Raw genomic sequence first — 17,023 nt, forward strand, 5'->3', positions numbered from 1 at the left:
TTGGTGTTCTCTCCAACAAGATGGGGGTGGTTGCCTTCGCATTTCACCGCCACTCCTAAAATTGTATGAAAGTTTTAGTTGGTACCGCAGTATGGCTTGTTGGTGAGAACACCAACAAGGGGAAAAAAGCTTCTGCGCGAATTTTCTCAAAGTTGAACGCCACCCACTTTTGTCATCTTGAAAAGATCTTGTGGTCGAACTAAAAATGCCTTGGCTCCTGTGCTATTACCGTTTGCCCACATGTTCCTTTCAGGAGAATAGGGAGGCGAGGGTGTTTTCAAGGTCCTGATCTAGTTGGTTAATATTTAGAAATTCTGCTTAACCGGTTTCTAGTTGAGCCAAATCTTGCTTTAGCTTCTTCTGGGCATCTGTGAAGGCATCACTCTCCTCAATAATTTCTAATTCCTCTTTGGTGAACTTGCGTAGAAACTACATCAAATGCTGGTACACTTTCTCGTTCACCCCAAGTTTTATGGTTTGCATAGCAGTTCTGTTTAAGCGTTAGGAGTAGATATAGTTATGATACTATTTTGTTTTTGGCCTGTTTTTCTGAAAGCAGGCCGAAAACGGAACTTAGCTAGAAATGCGAATCATTTCTTCAATACACTTTTCTGCTTCTTCTTTGCTGATGCCGTGGTAGAAGTCTTGTACCAGCGGGTGGTCAAAATCTTCATGCGGGAAAACTGCTGGTCTTTTGTTGTCTGCTTGGGTAACCACTGTTGATGGAACCTGCATCACGTCTTCTTCATAGCCCATTAAATGATTACAGACATACCCGAAGTAAGACGCCTCATGCTCCTCATTGTGGTAATTCTTCTGATAATCAAGGAAGGTCTTTTCACTCACTGACACCCAAAGTCCATAATCTAAATCCTCACAGTGGTCATTCACGGGAATGGTCATGACTACTCTAATGAACCGATCTGTCTGGTCCTCATAAGTAATTGTGCAGAAGTCTCCTTCCAGCCAGCCTATGGTTTCTTTCTTTTCTTCAGTGAGGTTGTTGTAGTGCCACGGCGAAGAATAAGCTAAGGCTGGCCAGTTGTCATGTTCTTGGCCGCAGGTGGAACAGGTGTAGGGCATCGATAGAGCCGATAAACTATTTATTAATTTGAAATTCTAAGAGGCTTTTATTACAAGTAAGTATAGGAATATCTGGGAAAGCAAAGTCGCCATCATGAGTAACTATTGCATATTGATTGATAATACAAAAGTTATAATAAATGGTATCATTAAAATCAGAATCAGGAGTTATGTTCATTAGAGTTTGCATAGAGTCAATCTGCTCTAGCCCACTATCATTAAACTCTATGTAGGAAGCATATGCAGCTAAGTCATCTTTAAAGCTTTCCAGTGAATTTTGATAGTCTTGAGTAGTTCGGTAATCTTTTTTAAAATCTAGTTTGTTAATCCCCTTTTCGTCAAGTTTCCTACTCTCCAAAAGTTCGTTTTTATAAACTGCGAATCTTATTCTTAGATACCTATTGAGAATCTCAGAAAGTAGCAATGTATTAACTACTGCCACCTTCTTGTCTGTAGTCTTCTCAATTAGTATCCTCCAAAAGTTGAGATATGCTTCTTCGTAATACTTTGGTTGGAGTGGAGGGTTTAATATCCATAGCCACACATTAGCATCAAAAAAATAAAGCCGGTTGCCCGGCTTAGATTTTCTTATGTCAAAAATTTTAAATTTACTCATGTATCCCTAACTCTTGATTTCGAGCATTTTCTCTGATTTCTCTTGCTTTTGGGTCTAAAGCAAGTTTATAAATTTCATTTACTTTATTCAGAATAGCTCTATTATCAATACCATTTAATTCGATAGCGGATTTTGCCTCTTCTGGTTGAGGAGTAGATAATAAAAATCTACCAAGTGCAGCATTCAAGAAAGCAGATGTAACGTGACGCAATCCTTCAAATGAAAGCACAATCTTCTCATGTGGCTTATAAGACTCTTGAAGCTTTTCATAAACTTTCAAGCCGTCTACATCCAGTACAGCAATTTGTTTGCCTATAATTTGAGCAATGCTTAACTGCATAACTTTCTTAATAAATGGTGGTTGGGGGTTATGAGAAGGTTTGCAAACCTAATCAAAATTGATATACGAAGCAATACTACCCACAGTTGTATATAAGATGTATCGTAGTGCCAACAAATTCAGGTACATCTCTTGTTCCCATTTCTCCTAAGTTGTTTCCCCAGTACGCACCTCCAGTTATAATGTTGAAGGCACCACCTGCATTCTTGCAATGTTCTAACAAGTGATACAGCCCCAATCCTCCTGTCTGCATTTCACCTTTTGTCGTGTGCCCATAACCTAAGGACCATTCAATCGCATCTTTTGCATTGGAAATAGCTCCATTAGTAAATGTTTGAATTGGAGGTAAGAATCCTTGGCCTAAATCTACTATAGTAAAATTAAGCTTCGCTTTGCTTGGATAATATTGCCCACAAGCGAATACAGGGTCAGTTGTGGCTGCATGTTTTTGAATGTTGGAGAATAACTCAAGAAATTGTTCATCTAAACCTTCGCATTTTAAGCTAGCCATCTGAGGATGGTTTAACAAATCTCCTTCAATGTATTCATAGAATTTGACATCATCACATGGATGAAAAAGTTCAGACCTTACTGTAGAGCGGGCATTATCAGATAAGGTCAAGAGACTAGACAGAAAGCCGTTCCTGAATAGAATTGGACATTTGCCTTTTACAAGTTCAACATCAAGGCTAAATGTTAGGTTGTTTTCTGTGCTAAGTCTGTAGAGGATAGCTTGAAGAAGTGCACACAGATTTGCGTCAAACCAATACAAAGGTTCGAAGTCAATAAAAATATTGATATTTTGATAGGAAGCACATTTTTGATAAAAGTTGATTAAGCTCCAATAGCCGGCAGGGGAAGTTGTTATCTTTCCTGCAAGGGCAATTGAAACAGTGTTAGCAACTTCCACAACTTCTAAATTTGATAAGATTTTGAATATATATAAAAGGAGGCCGTTTCCAGCCTCCTTTTTCCATTTATAAGCAAAACTAGCTGCTTAAGACCCGCACGCCTCACACGCATCAGGATTATCCAGGCTACACGCCATGTCGCTTTGGTTTTGCTCTACGCTGCTGTACATAGGCGCCAGGGTTTCGGCGGCTTGTTTCTCAACGGTGAACTTGATGGCGTCTGCGGCGGCTTTGGTGCGCAGGTAGTACATACCGGTTTTGAGGCCGCGCTTCCAGCTGTGGAAGTGCATAGACGTCAGCTTCCCGAAGTTCACGTTAGACACGTGCAGGTTCAGGCTCTGGCTCTGGCAGATGTACGCGCCGCGGTCGGCAGACATGTCAATGATGGTGCGCTGGCTGATTTCCCACACCGTCTTGTACAGGTCTTTGATGTTCTGCGGAATGTTAGGAATACCCTGCACTGAGCCGTTGGCGGCAATGATGGCGTTCTTCATCTGGTCGTTCCAGAGGTTGAGGGCAATCAGGTCGTTCAGGAGGTGTTTGTTCACCACCATGAACTCCCCGCTCAACACGCGGCGCACGTAGATGTTAGACGTGTATGGCTCAAACCCTTCGTTGTTGCCCAGAATCTGCGAGGTAGAAGCGGTGGGCATAGGGGCAACCAACAGAGAGTTGCGCACGCCGTGCTCCATCACTTCGTTGCGAAGCGCTTCCCAGTCCCAGCGGCCGCTGTCTGGTTTCACGCCCCACATGTCAAACTGGAAGATACCCCGGCTGATAGGCGAACCTTCAAAGGTCTCATACGCACCGTCTACTTTGGCCAGATCCTTAGAAGCCGTCATGGCGGCAAAGTAAATGGTCTCAAAGATCTCCTTGTTCAGGCGGGCCGCCTCTTCGCTCTCAAACGGCATGCGCAGCTGCAGGAACGCATCGGCCAGACCCTGCACACCCAAGCCAATTGGCCGGTGGCGCATGTTTGATTTCTTGGCTTCGGGAACCGGGTAATAGTTGATGTCAATGACCTTGTTCAGGTTCTTGGTGACGGTATACGTTACCTCGTAAAGTTTTTCGTGGTCAAATTTCTTAACCCCGTTCTCTTCTTTGATGTAGCGTGGCAACGCCAGAGAGGCCAGGTTACACACCGCAATCTCGTCTGGGTCTGTGTACTCAATAATCTCAGTACACAGGTTGGAACTCTTAATGGTACCCAGGTTCTGCTGGTTTGACTTGCCGTTGGCGTGGTCTTTGAACAGCATGTACGGCGTACCGGTCTCAGTCTGTGCTTCTAAGATAGCGAACCACAGTTCCTGCGCTTTGATGGTCTTGCGGGCCTTGCCTTCTTTCTCGTATTTCTCATACAGGCGCTCAAAGTCCTTGCCCCAGGTCTCAGAAAGGCCTGGGCACTCGTTGGGGCACATCAGGCTCCAGTCGCCGTTGGCTTCTACGCGCTTCATGAACAGGTCTGGGGTCCAGAGGGCCAGGAACAGGTCACGGGTACGCATTTCCTCTTTCCCGTGGTTCTTACGCAGATCCAGGAACTCAAAGATATCAGCGTGCCACGGCTCCAGATAGATGGCGAACGCGCCTTTGCGTTTTCCGCCGCCCTGGTCTACGTAACGGGCTGTGTCATTGAACACCTTCAACATGGGCACAAGTCCGTTAGACGTACCGTTGGTGCCTTTTATATAAGAACCCGTGGCTCTGATGTTGTGCGCCGCCAGCCCAATACCGCCCGCGCTCTGCGAAATCAACGCGCAGTTCTTCAGGGTGTCATAGATGCCGGGAATGCTGTCTTCCTTCATGGTCAACAGGAAGCAGGAAGACAACTGAGGTTTAGGCGTGCCGGCGTTGAAAAGGGTGGGTGTGGCGTGCGTGAACCACTTCTCAGACATGAGGTTGTAGGTATTGATGGCCGCGTCAATGTCTGTCTTGTGAATACCCACGGCCACCCGCATGAGCATGTGCTGCGGACGCTCCACTACCTTGCCGTGCACGCGCAACAAATACGAGCGCTCCAGGGTCTTGTACCCGAAGTAGTCATAGTTGTAGTCGCGGTCATAGATGATGCTGGAGTCCAGCACGGCCGCGTTCTTCTTGATCACGTCAAACACGTCTTTCGCGATCAATGAAGCATTCTCGCCGGTTTTAGGGTCTACGTAGGTGTAGAGCTGCTTCATGGTGTTGAAGAACGACTTCTGCGTCACCTTGTGCAGGCTGGAGATGGCAATACGCGCCGCCAGAATAGCATAGTCTGGGTGCTTGGTGGTCATAGACGCTGAGGTCTCTGCCGCCAGGTTGTCCAGCTCTACCGTGGTCACGCCATCATAGATCCCGTCAATCACCTTCTTGGCCACCTCAATGGGGCTCACGAACGTCATGTTCAGGCCGTAGCACAGTTTCTCTATGCGGGCCGTGATCTTATCAAACTTGACCGACTCCCGGCGGCCATCTCTTTTTACAACTAACATACGCTTCTATCTATATTGGTGACAGATGGGGGTGAGCCATCCAGATATTTCTTGCCACGCGCGTTGGCGCCAGGCAATAGTGAATTTCAATGTTGGGGGCAAAGGCATCGGCCCGCGGCCGAAACTGGTTTTACCTTGTTTTGAGAAAAACAGCCCAGAAACGCATCTGGGTTGATTATAATGTTACACAACTCTTTCGTCCCCCCCCCTTGAAGGCCCGGGAGGATTACTCGTGCTGATTTACATATGGAGATCACGCATTCCCGAGAATCATTTTTTCATTTCGCTCAGCAGAAGCAGGTGGCTCTTCAACGGCCTTGGTCATCCCCCTACCCCCCCTTCAAAGGGGGACGGAAGGTGATTTCTGTTTCTCTTGGTATTGCCCAGCCGGTTGCCGGGCGTTTTGGAGCTGTTTTTTCAAAAACAGCCCAAAAACAGGTTTGGGCTGTTTGGGTGAGGTTAAAAGTCTTCGTCCAGGGAGAACACGTTGGAGTCGCGGTCGCTCATCACGCCAGACTTCTGGTATTCGCCCACGCGTTTCTCAAAGAAGTTGGTCTTGCCTTGCAGGGAGATCATCTCCATGAAGTCAAACGGGTTGGTGGCATTGTAGATTTTGCTGTAGCCCAGCGCCACCAGAAGGCGGTCGGCCACAAACTCAATGTATTGTGTCATGAGTTTCGCGTTCATCCCTATGAGGTCCACGGGCAGGGCACTGGTCACAAACTCCTGCTCAATGCTCACCGCGTCTCTAATGATGGTTTGTACGCGCTCCTCTGGTAACTTGTTCACTAACATAGAGTATAGCAGGCAGGCAAAGTCTGTGTGCAACCCTTCGTCACGGGAGATCAGCTCATTGGAGAAGGTGAGGCCTGGCATGAGGCCGCGCTTCTTGAGCCAGAACAGGGAGCAGAAAGAGCCGGAGAAGAAAATACCCTCTACGGCGGCAAAGGCAATCAAACGCTCAGTGAAGTTCTCAGAGTTGATCCATTTCAGGGCCCACTCGCCTTTTTTCTTCACGCAGTCAATGGTGTCCAGGGCGTTGAACAGGCGGTCTTTCTCCTGCGGGTCTTTAATATAGGTGTCAATGAGGAGCGAATAGGTCTCAGAGTGAATGTTCTCCATCATGATCTGGAACCCGTAGAAGCAGCGGGCCTCTGGCAGCTGCACCTCCTGCATGAAGTTGATGGCCAGGTTCTCGTTCACAATCCCGTCTGAGGCGGCAAAGAAGGCCAGTACGTGCGAGATGAAGTGACGCTCCCCGTCGTTCAGTTTCTCCCAGTCTTTCAGGTCTGGCGACAGGTCAATCTCCTCTGCCGTCCAGAAGCTGGCTTCGGCTTTCTTGTACATCTGCCACACAGCGTCATTCTGTATGGGGAACAGGACAAAGCGGTTAGGGTTCTCTTGTAATATTGGCTCCATAAAACAATACAGTTAGTTACTCTATACTAATAGACCAGATAGTGCCGCGCGGGTGCCTGTGAACCAAGCCCCGAAGCCGGTAAGCCCCTGAAAAGAAGGTGTGACCTATCTGGTTGAGATTTCAAATATAGGGACAATTACGTAGTTCCCCTGAATTGGACAGGCGAATTTATACAAACTTTATCCCCGCGTAATCCACATTTTAAAATCCTAAAAATCAACTACTTATAAATTTATCAAAATTAGAAACCCTGAATATAGACTTTTTTGTATAACTAAGGGAAAGCCTATAACTGCCTGTTTTCACCGGTGTGCATAGGCGCGGGCACTGCTTTGATACAGCAGGGCATGAAGATATTGAGTAGTCTCTACAACTCCACTATCAGTGCCGAAAACTTAACATTGGCCCCTCCCAAATTGGCGCTGGCGGCAATGCTGGGGAGATATACTTCTGGTAACCTTTGGTTCGCGCCCACCGGAAAAATTTTTGCTATGTTTTGCCGCGGCGGCGGTTGCCCGGCAGGTGCCGCTTAAGGGGAAAATTTAGGAGACTTTTTGCTTGACATTTTATCTCCAGAACTGTAGGTTTACCTTACTTGTGCGGGCTGGGTCTGTGTGTTCTTTTCCCTTCTTGGTTTCTCCCCCTTTTTTCAACCCGTCTCAGGGTTGGCGGCTATCGCTTTGACTTATCCACTTGCAACTCTCTGGTTATCAATAGGGTTTGATTTATCCACAGAAGTAATCCACATGTTGGGGGATAACTCACAAGTCACTTAAAACCAATTACGTAGGCACCGGGAGTTCTATCAAAAATAAAAGCTGGAGGTTTGCAAATTAGCGCGGCCCGTCTTACCTTTGCGGTTCAATTTTTTAAAATAATCGTAAGCTGATGTACGCAATTGTTGAAATCGCTGGTATCCAGACGAAAGTAGAGAGCGGTAAGTTCTTCTACACTAACAAGCTTTCCGGCAATGAGGGTGACGCCGTAGAGTTCGCCAATGTTCTTCTTGTTGACAATAATGGTTCTTTAACCGTGGGTGCTCCTTTTGTAGACGGAGTAAAAGTGACTGGTACCATCCAGGGCCACGCCAAAGGTGACAAAGTGATCGTTTTCAAAAAGAAAAGAAGAAAAGGCTACAAGAAGAAAAACGGTCACCGCCAACAATACACCAAGGTGTTGATCAACGCTATTGGTTAATTTTTAGGGACAGGAAATTATTGTTGAATCATCTCCGGGTTTTCCCGGGAATAAATAGAATACAGAAATGGCACACAAAAAAGGTGTAGGTAGTTCTAACAACGGCCGTGAATCACATTCCAAGAGACTAGGTGTTAAAATCTTTGGTGGCCAGGCGATCATTGCCGGTAACATCATCGTGCGTCAGCGCGGTACTGCGCACCACCCGGGCGCCAACGTAGGTATTGGCAAAGACCACACCCTGTTTGCATTGACAGATGGTGTAGTATCTTTCAAAAAAGGTGCTAAAAACCGTTCCTACGTATCTGTTCTTCCAGTAGCTGAGACTGCTGAAGCACAAGCATAAGGTTTTCTCTTTTCGGCTCAGGCCGGAGAGTAATTGAAAAAGGCTGCCTTTGGGCAGCCTTTTTCTGTTTATGCGTTTCCGGGCTGTTTTTAGAAAAACAGCCCGGAAACGGCTTTTGGCGCAGCCCCCCGCAGGCCCTCCAGACGCTACGGGGGCAGGGGTGGTATGCGTGGGGGCATGTGCTGTGTGACCGTACCTCAGCAATGCGTGCCCTCCTGAGTCAACATCCCCCTTCGCCCCCTTGCAAGGGGGAGTATTGAAGTGAGTTCTGAGTCTTGAGTCTTTAGTCTTGAGTCCTTCCTTTTTTTTAAGGCAATTCAACACGAATGAAGCAGCAATGCCTGATCTCGCAGCTGCGCCGCGAGGGCAGCCAGAGACCGCCCATCAGCTGTAGGCACGACTCTGGAGACTCGCGCCAGCGCAGGGAGTATCAGGTAGTGTTAGAAGGCACGGAAGTAACTTCCGCGCCATAGAGGGGCAGAAGAGGGCAGAGGTAATGTGAGGCTGCCGCCCCATGGAAGCTGAAAGCTTCCGCCATTATAGGTCCAAGTTGGAAACTTGAACCAGAGATTGTGACAAACAAGCAGCAATAAGTAACCAACAAACAACAATGAACAATCAACACTTCTGCTAGTGGCACCTGGGTTAATTAGCACTTCTGCCTCTGGCTGATGTGCGCAGCACGGGCTCGCCACAGGCTAGCGGATCAGCAGCGGTGACGTGCAGAGGCAGACATAACAGCACAAGCAGCTACAGTAAAGGAACCGAAACCAGTCCTGGCGGTGAGCGCCTCTGTTCATACGGTGCCGAAGGCAACGCCAAAGGCGTAGTATTAACAGCAGTGCGAACCGGCAGGACGGGCCCCGCGGCCGTGAGCGCTTACCGGAAAAGATGAAACAACACAGTGAGTGAGGCATTGTCAACAGCGGACCAGCCAAGGGAACACCAAACTACGCATTCCCCCTGCAGCAGCAAAGAAAGGGAACAGCAGACCGTGCCTTTCTGCGGCGGCGGCAATGAAAAGCCCCAGCCGCATTGGACTAGAACACAAACCTTTGAAACAGTAGCCGAAGGGAAGCCTTTGCAACCGCGAACCATTCCTTAAGTAAAATAACCGCCACTTATCTTTCGGCGAGAGCCGCTTCAAATAAAAGCCGTTGCTGGTCAAAATACCCCGGCGGGTACTCCACCCGGTGCAAAAACAAACCTTCGGCGGGAGCCGCGCCACTGGCCAGGGCTCGGTTTTGGCGCTCAACGGCTTCCCTGAAACCGGACACAGTCAGTTTCCCCTTGCCTACATCTAGCAGGGTGCCCACCACCAGGCGCACCATTCCGCGCAGGAAACGGTTTGCCTGAATGGTAAAGATGAGCAGATGGCCCTCCTGCCGCCAAGAGGCGTACGTGATGGTGCAGCGGTAATGTTGGGTGTCTCCTTTTACTTTTGAGAAGGTGGTAAAATCCTCCTGCTCAAGCAGGACCTGCGCCGCCTTATTCATCTGGGCCACGTCTGGTATTCTGGAAAGGTAGTAGGTGTGCCGCACCAGGAACGGGTTCTTCTCTAGCGTGATGCGGTATTCATAGGTGCGGCTTACGGCATCAAAGCGGGTGTGGGCCTCTGGCCCCACCGGGAATACCTGCCCCACGGCTATATCTGGTGGCAGAATGCGGTTGAGCTTGTATTGGATCTCTTCTGGGGCAAAGACCGCCGGCAGGTCTACGTGCACCCACTGCTGCGTGGCATGGACCCCGGTATCTGTGCGGCCGCTGCCAATGGTCTCCACGTCAGGCAACCTGAACACCTTGCGCAGGCAGTCATTCAACACCTCCTGCACGCTCAACGCATTGGGTTGCACCTGCCAACCATGGAAACGGGTTCCGTCATACGCCACTTCTAGAAAATACCGCATGGCACAAAGATAAGCATTTGGGCGGGAGTGCCGGGAGGTGTGTTTTGGCCTAAGCAGAAATAGGATCTTGTTTTCGCTGTTTTCTGAAAAACAGCCCGAAAACAGAATTCTCACGTTCTTTAGACGGCAAGGGTAGAAATTATACGCCTAAAAAGGCCTCCAGGGAAACCAGTCAGTGACTAAATAGAAAGGGCAGGAAGTACGGCCTCCTGCCCTTTCTATCATAGGTATATTGTGGATTTCCCCTTTTTCAATTGTGATGGATTATGTCTAACGTTGGCATGGCGCACGCTGGCGTCTGCGTTTTGGAGCTACTTTTAGCAAAACAGCCCTGAAACAGAATACCTTATTCTTAAAGGTGCAAGTGCACGCTGGAGTCAGAAATGTGAAAGAAAACCTAGGCAGGTCCTAAATATTATTTCATGCTTACCAATGAATACGATTGGCGTTGTTTCTGCCAGGCCAGCTGCCGTTCATCGCGCTTGCGCTCATATTTCTGCTGCAGGTTTTGCTTGTCCAGCTCATATTCTGCTTTGAGCTGGGCCATCTCCTGCTCAAACTGCAGGGCGCTGTACCGGTCTTTGGTGAAACGGTCATTGAGCTTATGCTGGCGGCGGTTGTAGTCTTCCTTGAGGTTGGCCTGGTCCCGCTCGTACTTGTCTTTGTCTTTGGCAAGCTGGCGTTGATACTTCTCGTCTTGTTTCACGGCTTTGGCCATGGCCTTGGCGCGGCTCTTTTCGGCTTTGGCGGTTTGCTTATCCTGGCTGTAGACCCGGCTGTAGTTCAAGCCCTGTGCCATGGCGCCCTCTCCTCCCAAAAGGAACAGCCCTAAGAAAACGATCAGTAGCAACTTTTTCATAATTCTGAGATTTAGATATACCTCAGCCATTGCAACGTTTGTGCCAAAAAACAAGATGGACATGGCCAGACCGGAGCAATTTTTTAAACCATTGATTTACAGGTAATAAAAATCCCGCTAGCAAGTAGCGGGATTTTGCCTGCAATGGGGTAGCTGGCTTAGCACTTCTCATACACAATGGCCAGCCCCTGGCCTACCCCTATGCACATGGTTGCCAGGCCGTATTTTGCCTCAGGGCGGCGCTTCATCTCATGCAAAAGGGTGGCGGTGACACGGGTACCGCTGGCCCCCAGCGGATGGCCAATGGCAATGGAGCCGCCGTTGACATTTACTTTCTCCTGGTCCAGCCCCAGTTCCTGCACACAGGCCACCGCCTGCGCCGCAAAAGCTTCATTCAGCTCTATCAGGTCCAGGTCCTTTACCTCCAGGCCGGCCCGCTGCAAAGCTTTGCGGGTGGCCGGTACCGGTCCCATGCCCATGTGAGCAGGGTCTACCCCGGCTACCGCCGACGCCACAACTCTGGCCAAGGGTTTCAGGTTATGCTTTTTCAGGTACTCACCGCTCACAATAAGGGCGGCGGCGGCCCCGTCATTAATGCCCGACGAGTTTCCGGCGGTGACTGAGCCCTTCTCTTTCGCAAAAGCAGGTTTCAGCTCCGCCAGTTTCTCTAACGGCGACAGGCGCGGGTGTTCATCTGCCTGGAACAGCACAGGTTCCCCTTTTTTCTGCGGCACGGGCACCGGCACTATCTCCTCTTTAAACTTTCCGGCCCGGGCCGCAGCCTGGTACCGCTCCTGCGACTGCCATGCAAACTGATCCTGCGCCTCCCTGGAGATGTTCCATTGCTGGGCCACGTTCTCGGCGGTTTCGCCCATGGCGTAGGGGTGGTACAGCTTAGACAGCGCGGGGTTGGTGAAGCGCCAGCCAATGGTAGTGTCATAGATTTCTGGGGTGCGGCTCCACGCGGTTTCGGCCTTGGCCATGACAAACGGGGCGCGGGTCATGCTCTCTACGCCTCCGGCAATGTATACCTCCCCCTCCCCGGCTTTGATGGCGCGGGAGGCATCTGCAATAGACTGAAGGCCTGAGGCGCAGAGACGGTTCACCGTGACGCCGCCCACTTCCTGGGGCAGCCCCGCCAGCAGGGCTGCCATGCGGGCTACGTTGCGGTTGTCTTCGCCGGCCTGGTTGGCGGCGCCAAAGATCACGTCTTCCACGTCATTGGGCTGCACGCCTGGGTTGCGGGCCATGAGCTCTTTGATCACGTGCGCCGCTAGGTCATCTGGGCGCACGGTGCTTAACGTACCGCCAAACTTGCCCACCGGGGTACGAATGATGTCTAGGATATATGCTTCTTGCGCCATGATTACCAAGTTTTGTGTAGTTTTGTAAACTATCTGCAAGTTAACTAACCCTATTATGATACAAAGAATTCAAAGCGTGTTTCTGTTCCTGCTCGTGATAGCCATGGTGGCTCTGTTTTTTGTGCCCATCTGGTCTAAGACCAATCCCGCCAACGGCCAGGAATACGTGTTGACCGCTTTTAGTTTAGGCCCTGCTGCTGCCACTACCGCTGCCGAGGCGTCTACCAGCACCATTTTCATTGCCATTTTAGCGGGTCTGGCCGCCTTGATTGCATTGTACGAGATCTTTCAGTACAAAAACCGGCTTACCCAGATGAAACTGGGCTTGCTGAACTCTTTGGTGATGGCCGCCTTGATGGGGTGCGCCTTCTATTTCTCTTCTTATGTGGGCGAAGACCTGGTGAAGACGGCCCAGCAGGGCGAATACATGGCGGGTTTTTACTTGCCTGCTGTAGGCTTGCTGATGAACGTGCTGGCCAACCGGTTTATCAAGCGGGATGAGGATTTGGTGCGGTCTATGGATCGGCTTCGGTAACAGATCTTCTACATAAAGCTGAGACTCTGTTTTTGGCCTGGTTTTTAGAAAACAGGCCGAAAACAGAGTTTTTTATTTGCTCCATGGGTAGTGCGCGGTGGGAATGGCTTGGCGCTTGTTGCTGCTGGAATGCCGGGTCTGCTAGTCGCTCATCAGGTAAGTTTTTCTATTGTCTTGGCTCAGGGCTTACTCTACGGCCGATAGGTGTTGTCTGCTGTTCTACTGGCTGTGCTGTTGGAAACAGTGCCTCAATGGCATAAATGTTTCATCAATGATGCAATGCGTAGTCTGCTTTTCCCCTTGGCTGCGGCAGCTGATTTTATATTTATTTCAGTGGCAATGAGTAAATTGATGCTCCCCTGGCTGTGTTGCGGCAGTGGGAATGCGTAGTCTGCTACTCCCTTGGCTGCGGCAGGAAGGTGAAGTTCGTTATTCCCTTGGCTTTGGCGGTTGACGCAATGCCTCACTCACTGTGTTGTTTCATCTTTTCTGCTAAGCGCTCACGGCCGCGGGGCCTCGTCCTGGCGGTGAGCACTGCTGTTAAAACTAGGCCCTCCGGCCTTGCCGCTAAAGCGGCACCGTATTAACAGAGGCGCTCACCCCCAGGACTGGTTTGGGTTCCCCTCCTGTTACTGCTTGTGCTGTTATGTCTGCCTCTGCAGGTAGCTGTTGCTGTCCCGCTAGCCTGAGGCGAGCCCGTGCTGCGCACATCAGCCAGGGGCAGAAGTGCTAATTAACAGAGGTGCCACCAGCAGAAGTGTTGATTGTTCATTGTTGTTTGTTTGCTTATTGCTGCTTGTTTGTCACAATCTCTGGTTCAAGTTTCCCACTTGGACCTATGGTGGCGGAAGCTTTCAGCTTCAATGAGGCGGCAGCCTCACATTACTTCTGCTTCTTCTGCCCCCCTATGGCGCGGAAGTTACTTCCGTGCCTTCTAACGCTACCTGATACTCCCGCGCTGGCGCGAGTCTCCAGACGCGTGCCTACAGCTGACGGGCGGTCTCTGGCTGCCCCCGCGGCGCGGCAGCGAAACCAGGCATTGCTGCTTCATTCGTTCTGAATTGCCTAAGATGAAAAGAAAGGACTCAGAAGATGAAAAGAAAGGACTCTGAACTCAGGACTCAGGACTCAGAACTCACTTTGATACCCCCCCCTTTGAAGGGGGCGAACGGGGATGTTGACACCTGCCGGTCCACGCATTGCTGAGGTACGGTCACCCGCCATTTGCCCTACGCATTCCAGATCACTCCCCTCCCGGGAGGGGCAGGGGTGGGTTGCAAGCATGGCTGATCTCCTTGCTGTTCCCGCCAGGCAGGAGGATCGCCCCATCCTAGGGTACGAAGTCCCGCGCAGTTCCATCCTCCAACCATCAGCAATTCATCAGACCTTATGGTGCCATGAGACCTGCGGGCGTCTGCACCAACTTCCGTTTTGGGGCTGTTTTTCTGAAAACAGCTCCAAAACGGAAAATATTACGGCTGCTTCTGTTCGGCCAGGGTTAAAAACTTTTCGTGGAGCTGCACTACCTGGGGCACTACCAGTTGCACATCATCATTGTACAGAACAAACTGGGCGCGGCGTATGCGTTCTTCTTCTGGGAGTTGTTTGCTTATGATAGCGTCAACGTCTGCGGGGCTGCGGTGGGAATCCCGCAGGAGGGTGCGGGCTTTGCGAAGGCCAATGGGGGCTGAAACGGTGAGCACATGGTCAACCTGCGTGTAAGCGTTTGATTCAAACATGAGGGCGGCCTCTTTCAACACGTATGGGGCCTGGGCGTGCGCCTCTAACCAGCGGTAAAAATCCTTCCGCACCTGAGGGTGTACCAATTTGTTCAGCCTGGCCAGCTGTTCTGCATCATGAAATACTTTTTGGGCGAGATAGGGGCGGTTCAGGTGGTGGTGTGCATCAAAGGTCTCTGGCCCGAAGGCAGCCATCAAGCCTTGCCGAAGCTCCGGGTCATGGTTCATCACCCATTTGGCACGAGTATCTGAGTCATAGACGGGGACTCCCAGCAGCTGGAAGCATCTGCAGACAATGCTCTTGCCAGAACCAATTCCGCCGGTGATGCCAATTTTGAGCATGAGGTTATTGTGGTGTGAGGGAGATGTGCACCCGCGCCGGCAGAACAGACACTTGCCTCACCAAAGGGGGGGTGTGGCTTACCACCAGCACAATGGTTGAGTCTGCGGCATTGAATTTCTGGTAGTCTAGCACCACCTGGAACAGCTCTGGCTGTATTTGCTCCCTGTGTTTAGGCAGGAAGGCGTATTGTACCCTAACCGGGCCATTTACCAGCCGCAACCTATACCCCGGCGGGAAATTCTGCAACAAAGGCGGCACCGCCACCTCCTGCCGCTCCAGCGCCAGTACGTTGAACTCAACTTCGGCCTCACTCACATCTGCTTTCACCAGTTTGGTAAAGTCATGGGTAAGGCTTAACTCGCCCTTGTAAGGAGCTTTTAAACTGGCGGTGGGCACCGCCAACGGGTAGGGGCTGGGGAATTGCTCAATGATCCGTTCAGGGCCCACAAACGTGACCGAGTCTGGTCTGATCACAATGGGTCCCGCAAAGGCAAAGCCGGAGTCAATCTGGAGTTGGGTGGAGTCTACCGTAATGGGTACTTTCCGGGTGACCAGCCGGTCAAAGTCAAAAGCAATGGAGTCTGTGGCCACAAAATTCAGCGCCAGCCCATCCAGCACACTGGAAATAGCGGGGCGTAAGGCCGTACCCGGCACACTTTTCACGTACGGAAGGCCCCTTATGGTGAGTATGGCGGGCTGCACCTGGAACTGGAGGTTCTTGCGCAGCAGCTTCCAGCCCTTGCCGGTCACACTGATGGTAACCTCCTCCGGGAGCGGTTTTACGGGCACCAGCTGCCTGGGGTCATAGGCAAACTGAATGGGGTAGGAGACCAGGGTGGTGTAATTCTTATTGAGTGCGTTGAGGAGCCAGAAAGTAGCCGCCGTGAAAAAACAAAGCAAGACCACCCTCCAATACTGTTTCTGCTTGGGCGAAAACGGTTTCAGTAACCAGAGGAGGGCTTGCTTTGTTCTGTTAAAAGGCAAGGTGTCTTTTAAGAATTAACGGTTTCTGTAGTGGCAGCCACTTTGCTCGCAGATTCGCGGGCAATGGCTACTTTGTCAAACTTTAATTTGATGCCTTTGTCAATCTCCAGCCAGACAGCATCTTCATCAATGCTGAGAATACGGCCGTGCAGACCTCCTATGGTCACCACCTGCATTCCTCTTTTGAGTTCATCCCTGAACTTTCTCTGGTCCTTGGCCTTCTTCTGCTGCGGACGCATAATGAAGAAGTAGAACACAATAAAGATGGCCCCTATCAAGAGGAACTGAGACATGCCACCGCCCGGGGCGGCAGCCTGTAAAAGAATAGTTAACATACCTGCTTTTGAATTATAATCTAACCGGACCCTCAGCTCCCGCCGTTGGCACAGAACCGGTGATGTTGGTTTTAATGGTCAGGTAGTTTACCTGTGGGTCTGTATTAGCCGTGATAGTGATTTGTTTTGAAGTCTGGCCTGACTTGCCAGCAGGGTCAAACACCACCTTGATAGAACCTGTCTTGCCTGGAGCCACCGGCTCTTTTGGCCACTCTGGCACGGTGCAGCCGCAAGAAGCAGATGCGCTCTCAATCACCAGCGGTGATTTACCGGTGTTGGTGAAGGTGAAGGTATGCTCTACTTTCTTGTCTTGCTTAATAGTCCCAAAGTCATACTCGGTTTCTTTGAACGTCATCACCGGCTTGGGCGCATTAGGGTTCACGGCCTCCTGGCTGGTCACGTTGGGGTTGGTGGCCGGGTCATTGGCGGCAACCGGGGCAGAGCCTTCAGAGGCGTTCTGCTCAGTGGCGGTTGCCTCCTCGGTAGCAGCTTTCTTCTCGCAGCTGGCAGTGAAAAGGCCGCCGGCTATCAACATGGCGAATATAAATTGCTTTTTCATAAATGGTTAGCCTATCT

General features: G+C 50.4%; 16 protein-coding genes. 3 read left to right on the forward strand and 13 right to left on the reverse strand.

Going from position 1 to position 17,023, the window contains the following annotated elements; translation table 11 throughout:
- Window positions 1–573: 573 nt before the first annotated feature.
- The 6 genes from A8O25_RS02610 to A8O25_RS02635 form a co-directional block, all read right to left on the reverse strand.
- Complete coding sequence (locus A8O25_RS02610) at window positions 574–1,083, reverse strand: DUF2199 domain-containing protein (RefSeq protein ID WP_066830456.1); 510 nt, start codon at window positions 1,081–1,083, stop codon at window positions 574–576.
- 16 nt (window positions 1,084–1,099) lie between these two features.
- Complete coding sequence (locus A8O25_RS02615) at window positions 1,100–1,699, reverse strand: hypothetical protein (protein WP_066830459.1); 600 nt, start codon at window positions 1,697–1,699, stop codon at window positions 1,100–1,102.
- Window positions 1,692–2,039 carry an STAS-like domain-containing protein gene (locus A8O25_RS02620; protein ID WP_066830462.1) on the reverse strand — a complete coding sequence of 116 codons (348 nt, stop codon included), beginning with the start codon at window positions 2,037–2,039 and terminating at the stop codon, window positions 1,692–1,694. Before A8O25_RS02620 ends, A8O25_RS02615 begins: the two co-directional genes overlap by 8 nt.
- Window positions 2,040–2,115: 76 nt before the next feature.
- Window positions 2,116–2,949, reverse strand: coding sequence for a hypothetical protein (locus A8O25_RS02625; RefSeq protein WP_066830465.1), 834 nt, complete (start codon window positions 2,947–2,949; stop codon window positions 2,116–2,118).
- Window positions 2,950–3,036: 87 nt separating this feature from the next.
- Window positions 3,037–5,418, reverse strand: coding sequence for a ribonucleoside-diphosphate reductase subunit alpha (locus tag A8O25_RS02630; RefSeq protein WP_066830468.1), 2,382 nt, complete (start codon window positions 5,416–5,418; stop codon window positions 3,037–3,039).
- Between the two features lie 459 nt (window positions 5,419–5,877).
- Window positions 5,878–6,837, reverse strand: coding sequence for a ribonucleoside-diphosphate reductase small subunit (locus tag A8O25_RS02635; RefSeq protein WP_066830470.1), 960 nt, complete (start codon window positions 6,835–6,837; stop codon window positions 5,878–5,880).
- An 889-nt stretch (window positions 6,838–7,726) separates the two neighbouring features.
- Here A8O25_RS02635 and rplU point away from each other — a divergent pair.
- Together rplU and rpmA are read left to right on the forward strand one after the other, a co-directional pair.
- Window positions 7,727–8,035, forward strand: a complete 309-nt coding sequence (gene rplU / locus A8O25_RS02640; protein ID WP_066830472.1) for a 50S ribosomal protein L21 — start codon at window positions 7,727–7,729, stop codon at window positions 8,033–8,035.
- 67 nt (window positions 8,036–8,102) lie between these two features.
- Window positions 8,103–8,381 carry a 50S ribosomal protein L27 gene (gene rpmA / locus A8O25_RS22385; protein ID WP_074987928.1) on the forward strand — a complete coding sequence of 93 codons (279 nt, stop codon included), beginning with the start codon at window positions 8,103–8,105 and terminating at the stop codon, window positions 8,379–8,381.
- Between the two features lie 1,121 nt (window positions 8,382–9,502).
- Here the strand turns inward: rpmA and truA are convergent.
- The 3 genes from truA to A8O25_RS02660 all read right to left on the reverse strand — a co-directional run bounded on the left by truA (window position 9,503) and on the right by A8O25_RS02660 (window position 12,511).
- On the reverse strand, window positions 9,503–10,288 hold the full coding sequence (gene truA / locus A8O25_RS02650; protein ID WP_066830478.1) for a tRNA pseudouridine(38-40) synthase TruA: 786 nt from the start codon (window positions 10,286–10,288) through the stop codon (window positions 9,503–9,505).
- A gap of 415 nt (window positions 10,289–10,703) precedes the next feature.
- Window positions 10,704–11,147, reverse strand: a complete 444-nt coding sequence (locus tag A8O25_RS02655) for a hypothetical protein (protein ID WP_066830481.1) — start codon at window positions 11,145–11,147, stop codon at window positions 10,704–10,706.
- 158 nt (window positions 11,148–11,305) lie between these two features.
- Window positions 11,306–12,511 (reverse strand): thiolase family protein, encoded by a 1,206-nt coding sequence (locus tag A8O25_RS02660; RefSeq protein WP_066830484.1) that lies wholly within the window; start codon window positions 12,509–12,511, stop codon window positions 11,306–11,308.
- Between the two features lie 55 nt (window positions 12,512–12,566).
- On the opposite strand from A8O25_RS02660, the gene A8O25_RS02665 reads away from it, so the two are divergent.
- Entirely contained in the window at window positions 12,567–13,046 is a 480-nt protein-coding gene (locus tag A8O25_RS02665) for a DUF4293 domain-containing protein (protein WP_066830487.1), read from the forward strand.
- Window positions 13,047–14,518: 1,472 nt separating this feature from the next.
- On the opposite strand, the gene coaE is transcribed toward A8O25_RS02665, so the two are convergent.
- The 4 genes from coaE to A8O25_RS02685 form a co-directional block, all read right to left on the reverse strand.
- Window positions 14,519–15,127, reverse strand: a complete 609-nt coding sequence (gene coaE / locus A8O25_RS02670) for a dephospho-CoA kinase (RefSeq protein ID WP_066830490.1) — start codon at window positions 15,125–15,127, stop codon at window positions 14,519–14,521.
- Window positions 15,128–15,131: 4 nt separating this feature from the next.
- On the reverse strand, window positions 15,132–16,028 hold the full coding sequence (locus A8O25_RS02675; RefSeq protein ID WP_153042559.1) for a YbbR-like domain-containing protein: 897 nt from the start codon (window positions 16,026–16,028) through the stop codon (window positions 15,132–15,134).
- 92 nt (window positions 16,029–16,120) lie between these two features.
- Window positions 16,121–16,447, reverse strand: coding sequence for a preprotein translocase subunit YajC (gene yajC / locus A8O25_RS02680; RefSeq protein ID WP_066830493.1), 327 nt, complete (start codon window positions 16,445–16,447; stop codon window positions 16,121–16,123).
- 13 nt (window positions 16,448–16,460) lie between these two features.
- Window positions 16,461–17,006: a DUF1573 domain-containing protein gene (locus tag A8O25_RS02685; protein WP_066830496.1), complete on the reverse strand. Its 546-nt coding sequence runs from the start codon at window positions 17,004–17,006 to the stop codon at window positions 16,461–16,463.
- Window positions 17,007–17,023 lie beyond the last annotated feature (17 nt).

This window comes from Rufibacter ruber, assembly GCF_001647275.1.
Lineage (GTDB): Bacteria > Bacteroidota > Bacteroidia > Cytophagales > Hymenobacteraceae > Nibribacter > Nibribacter ruber_C.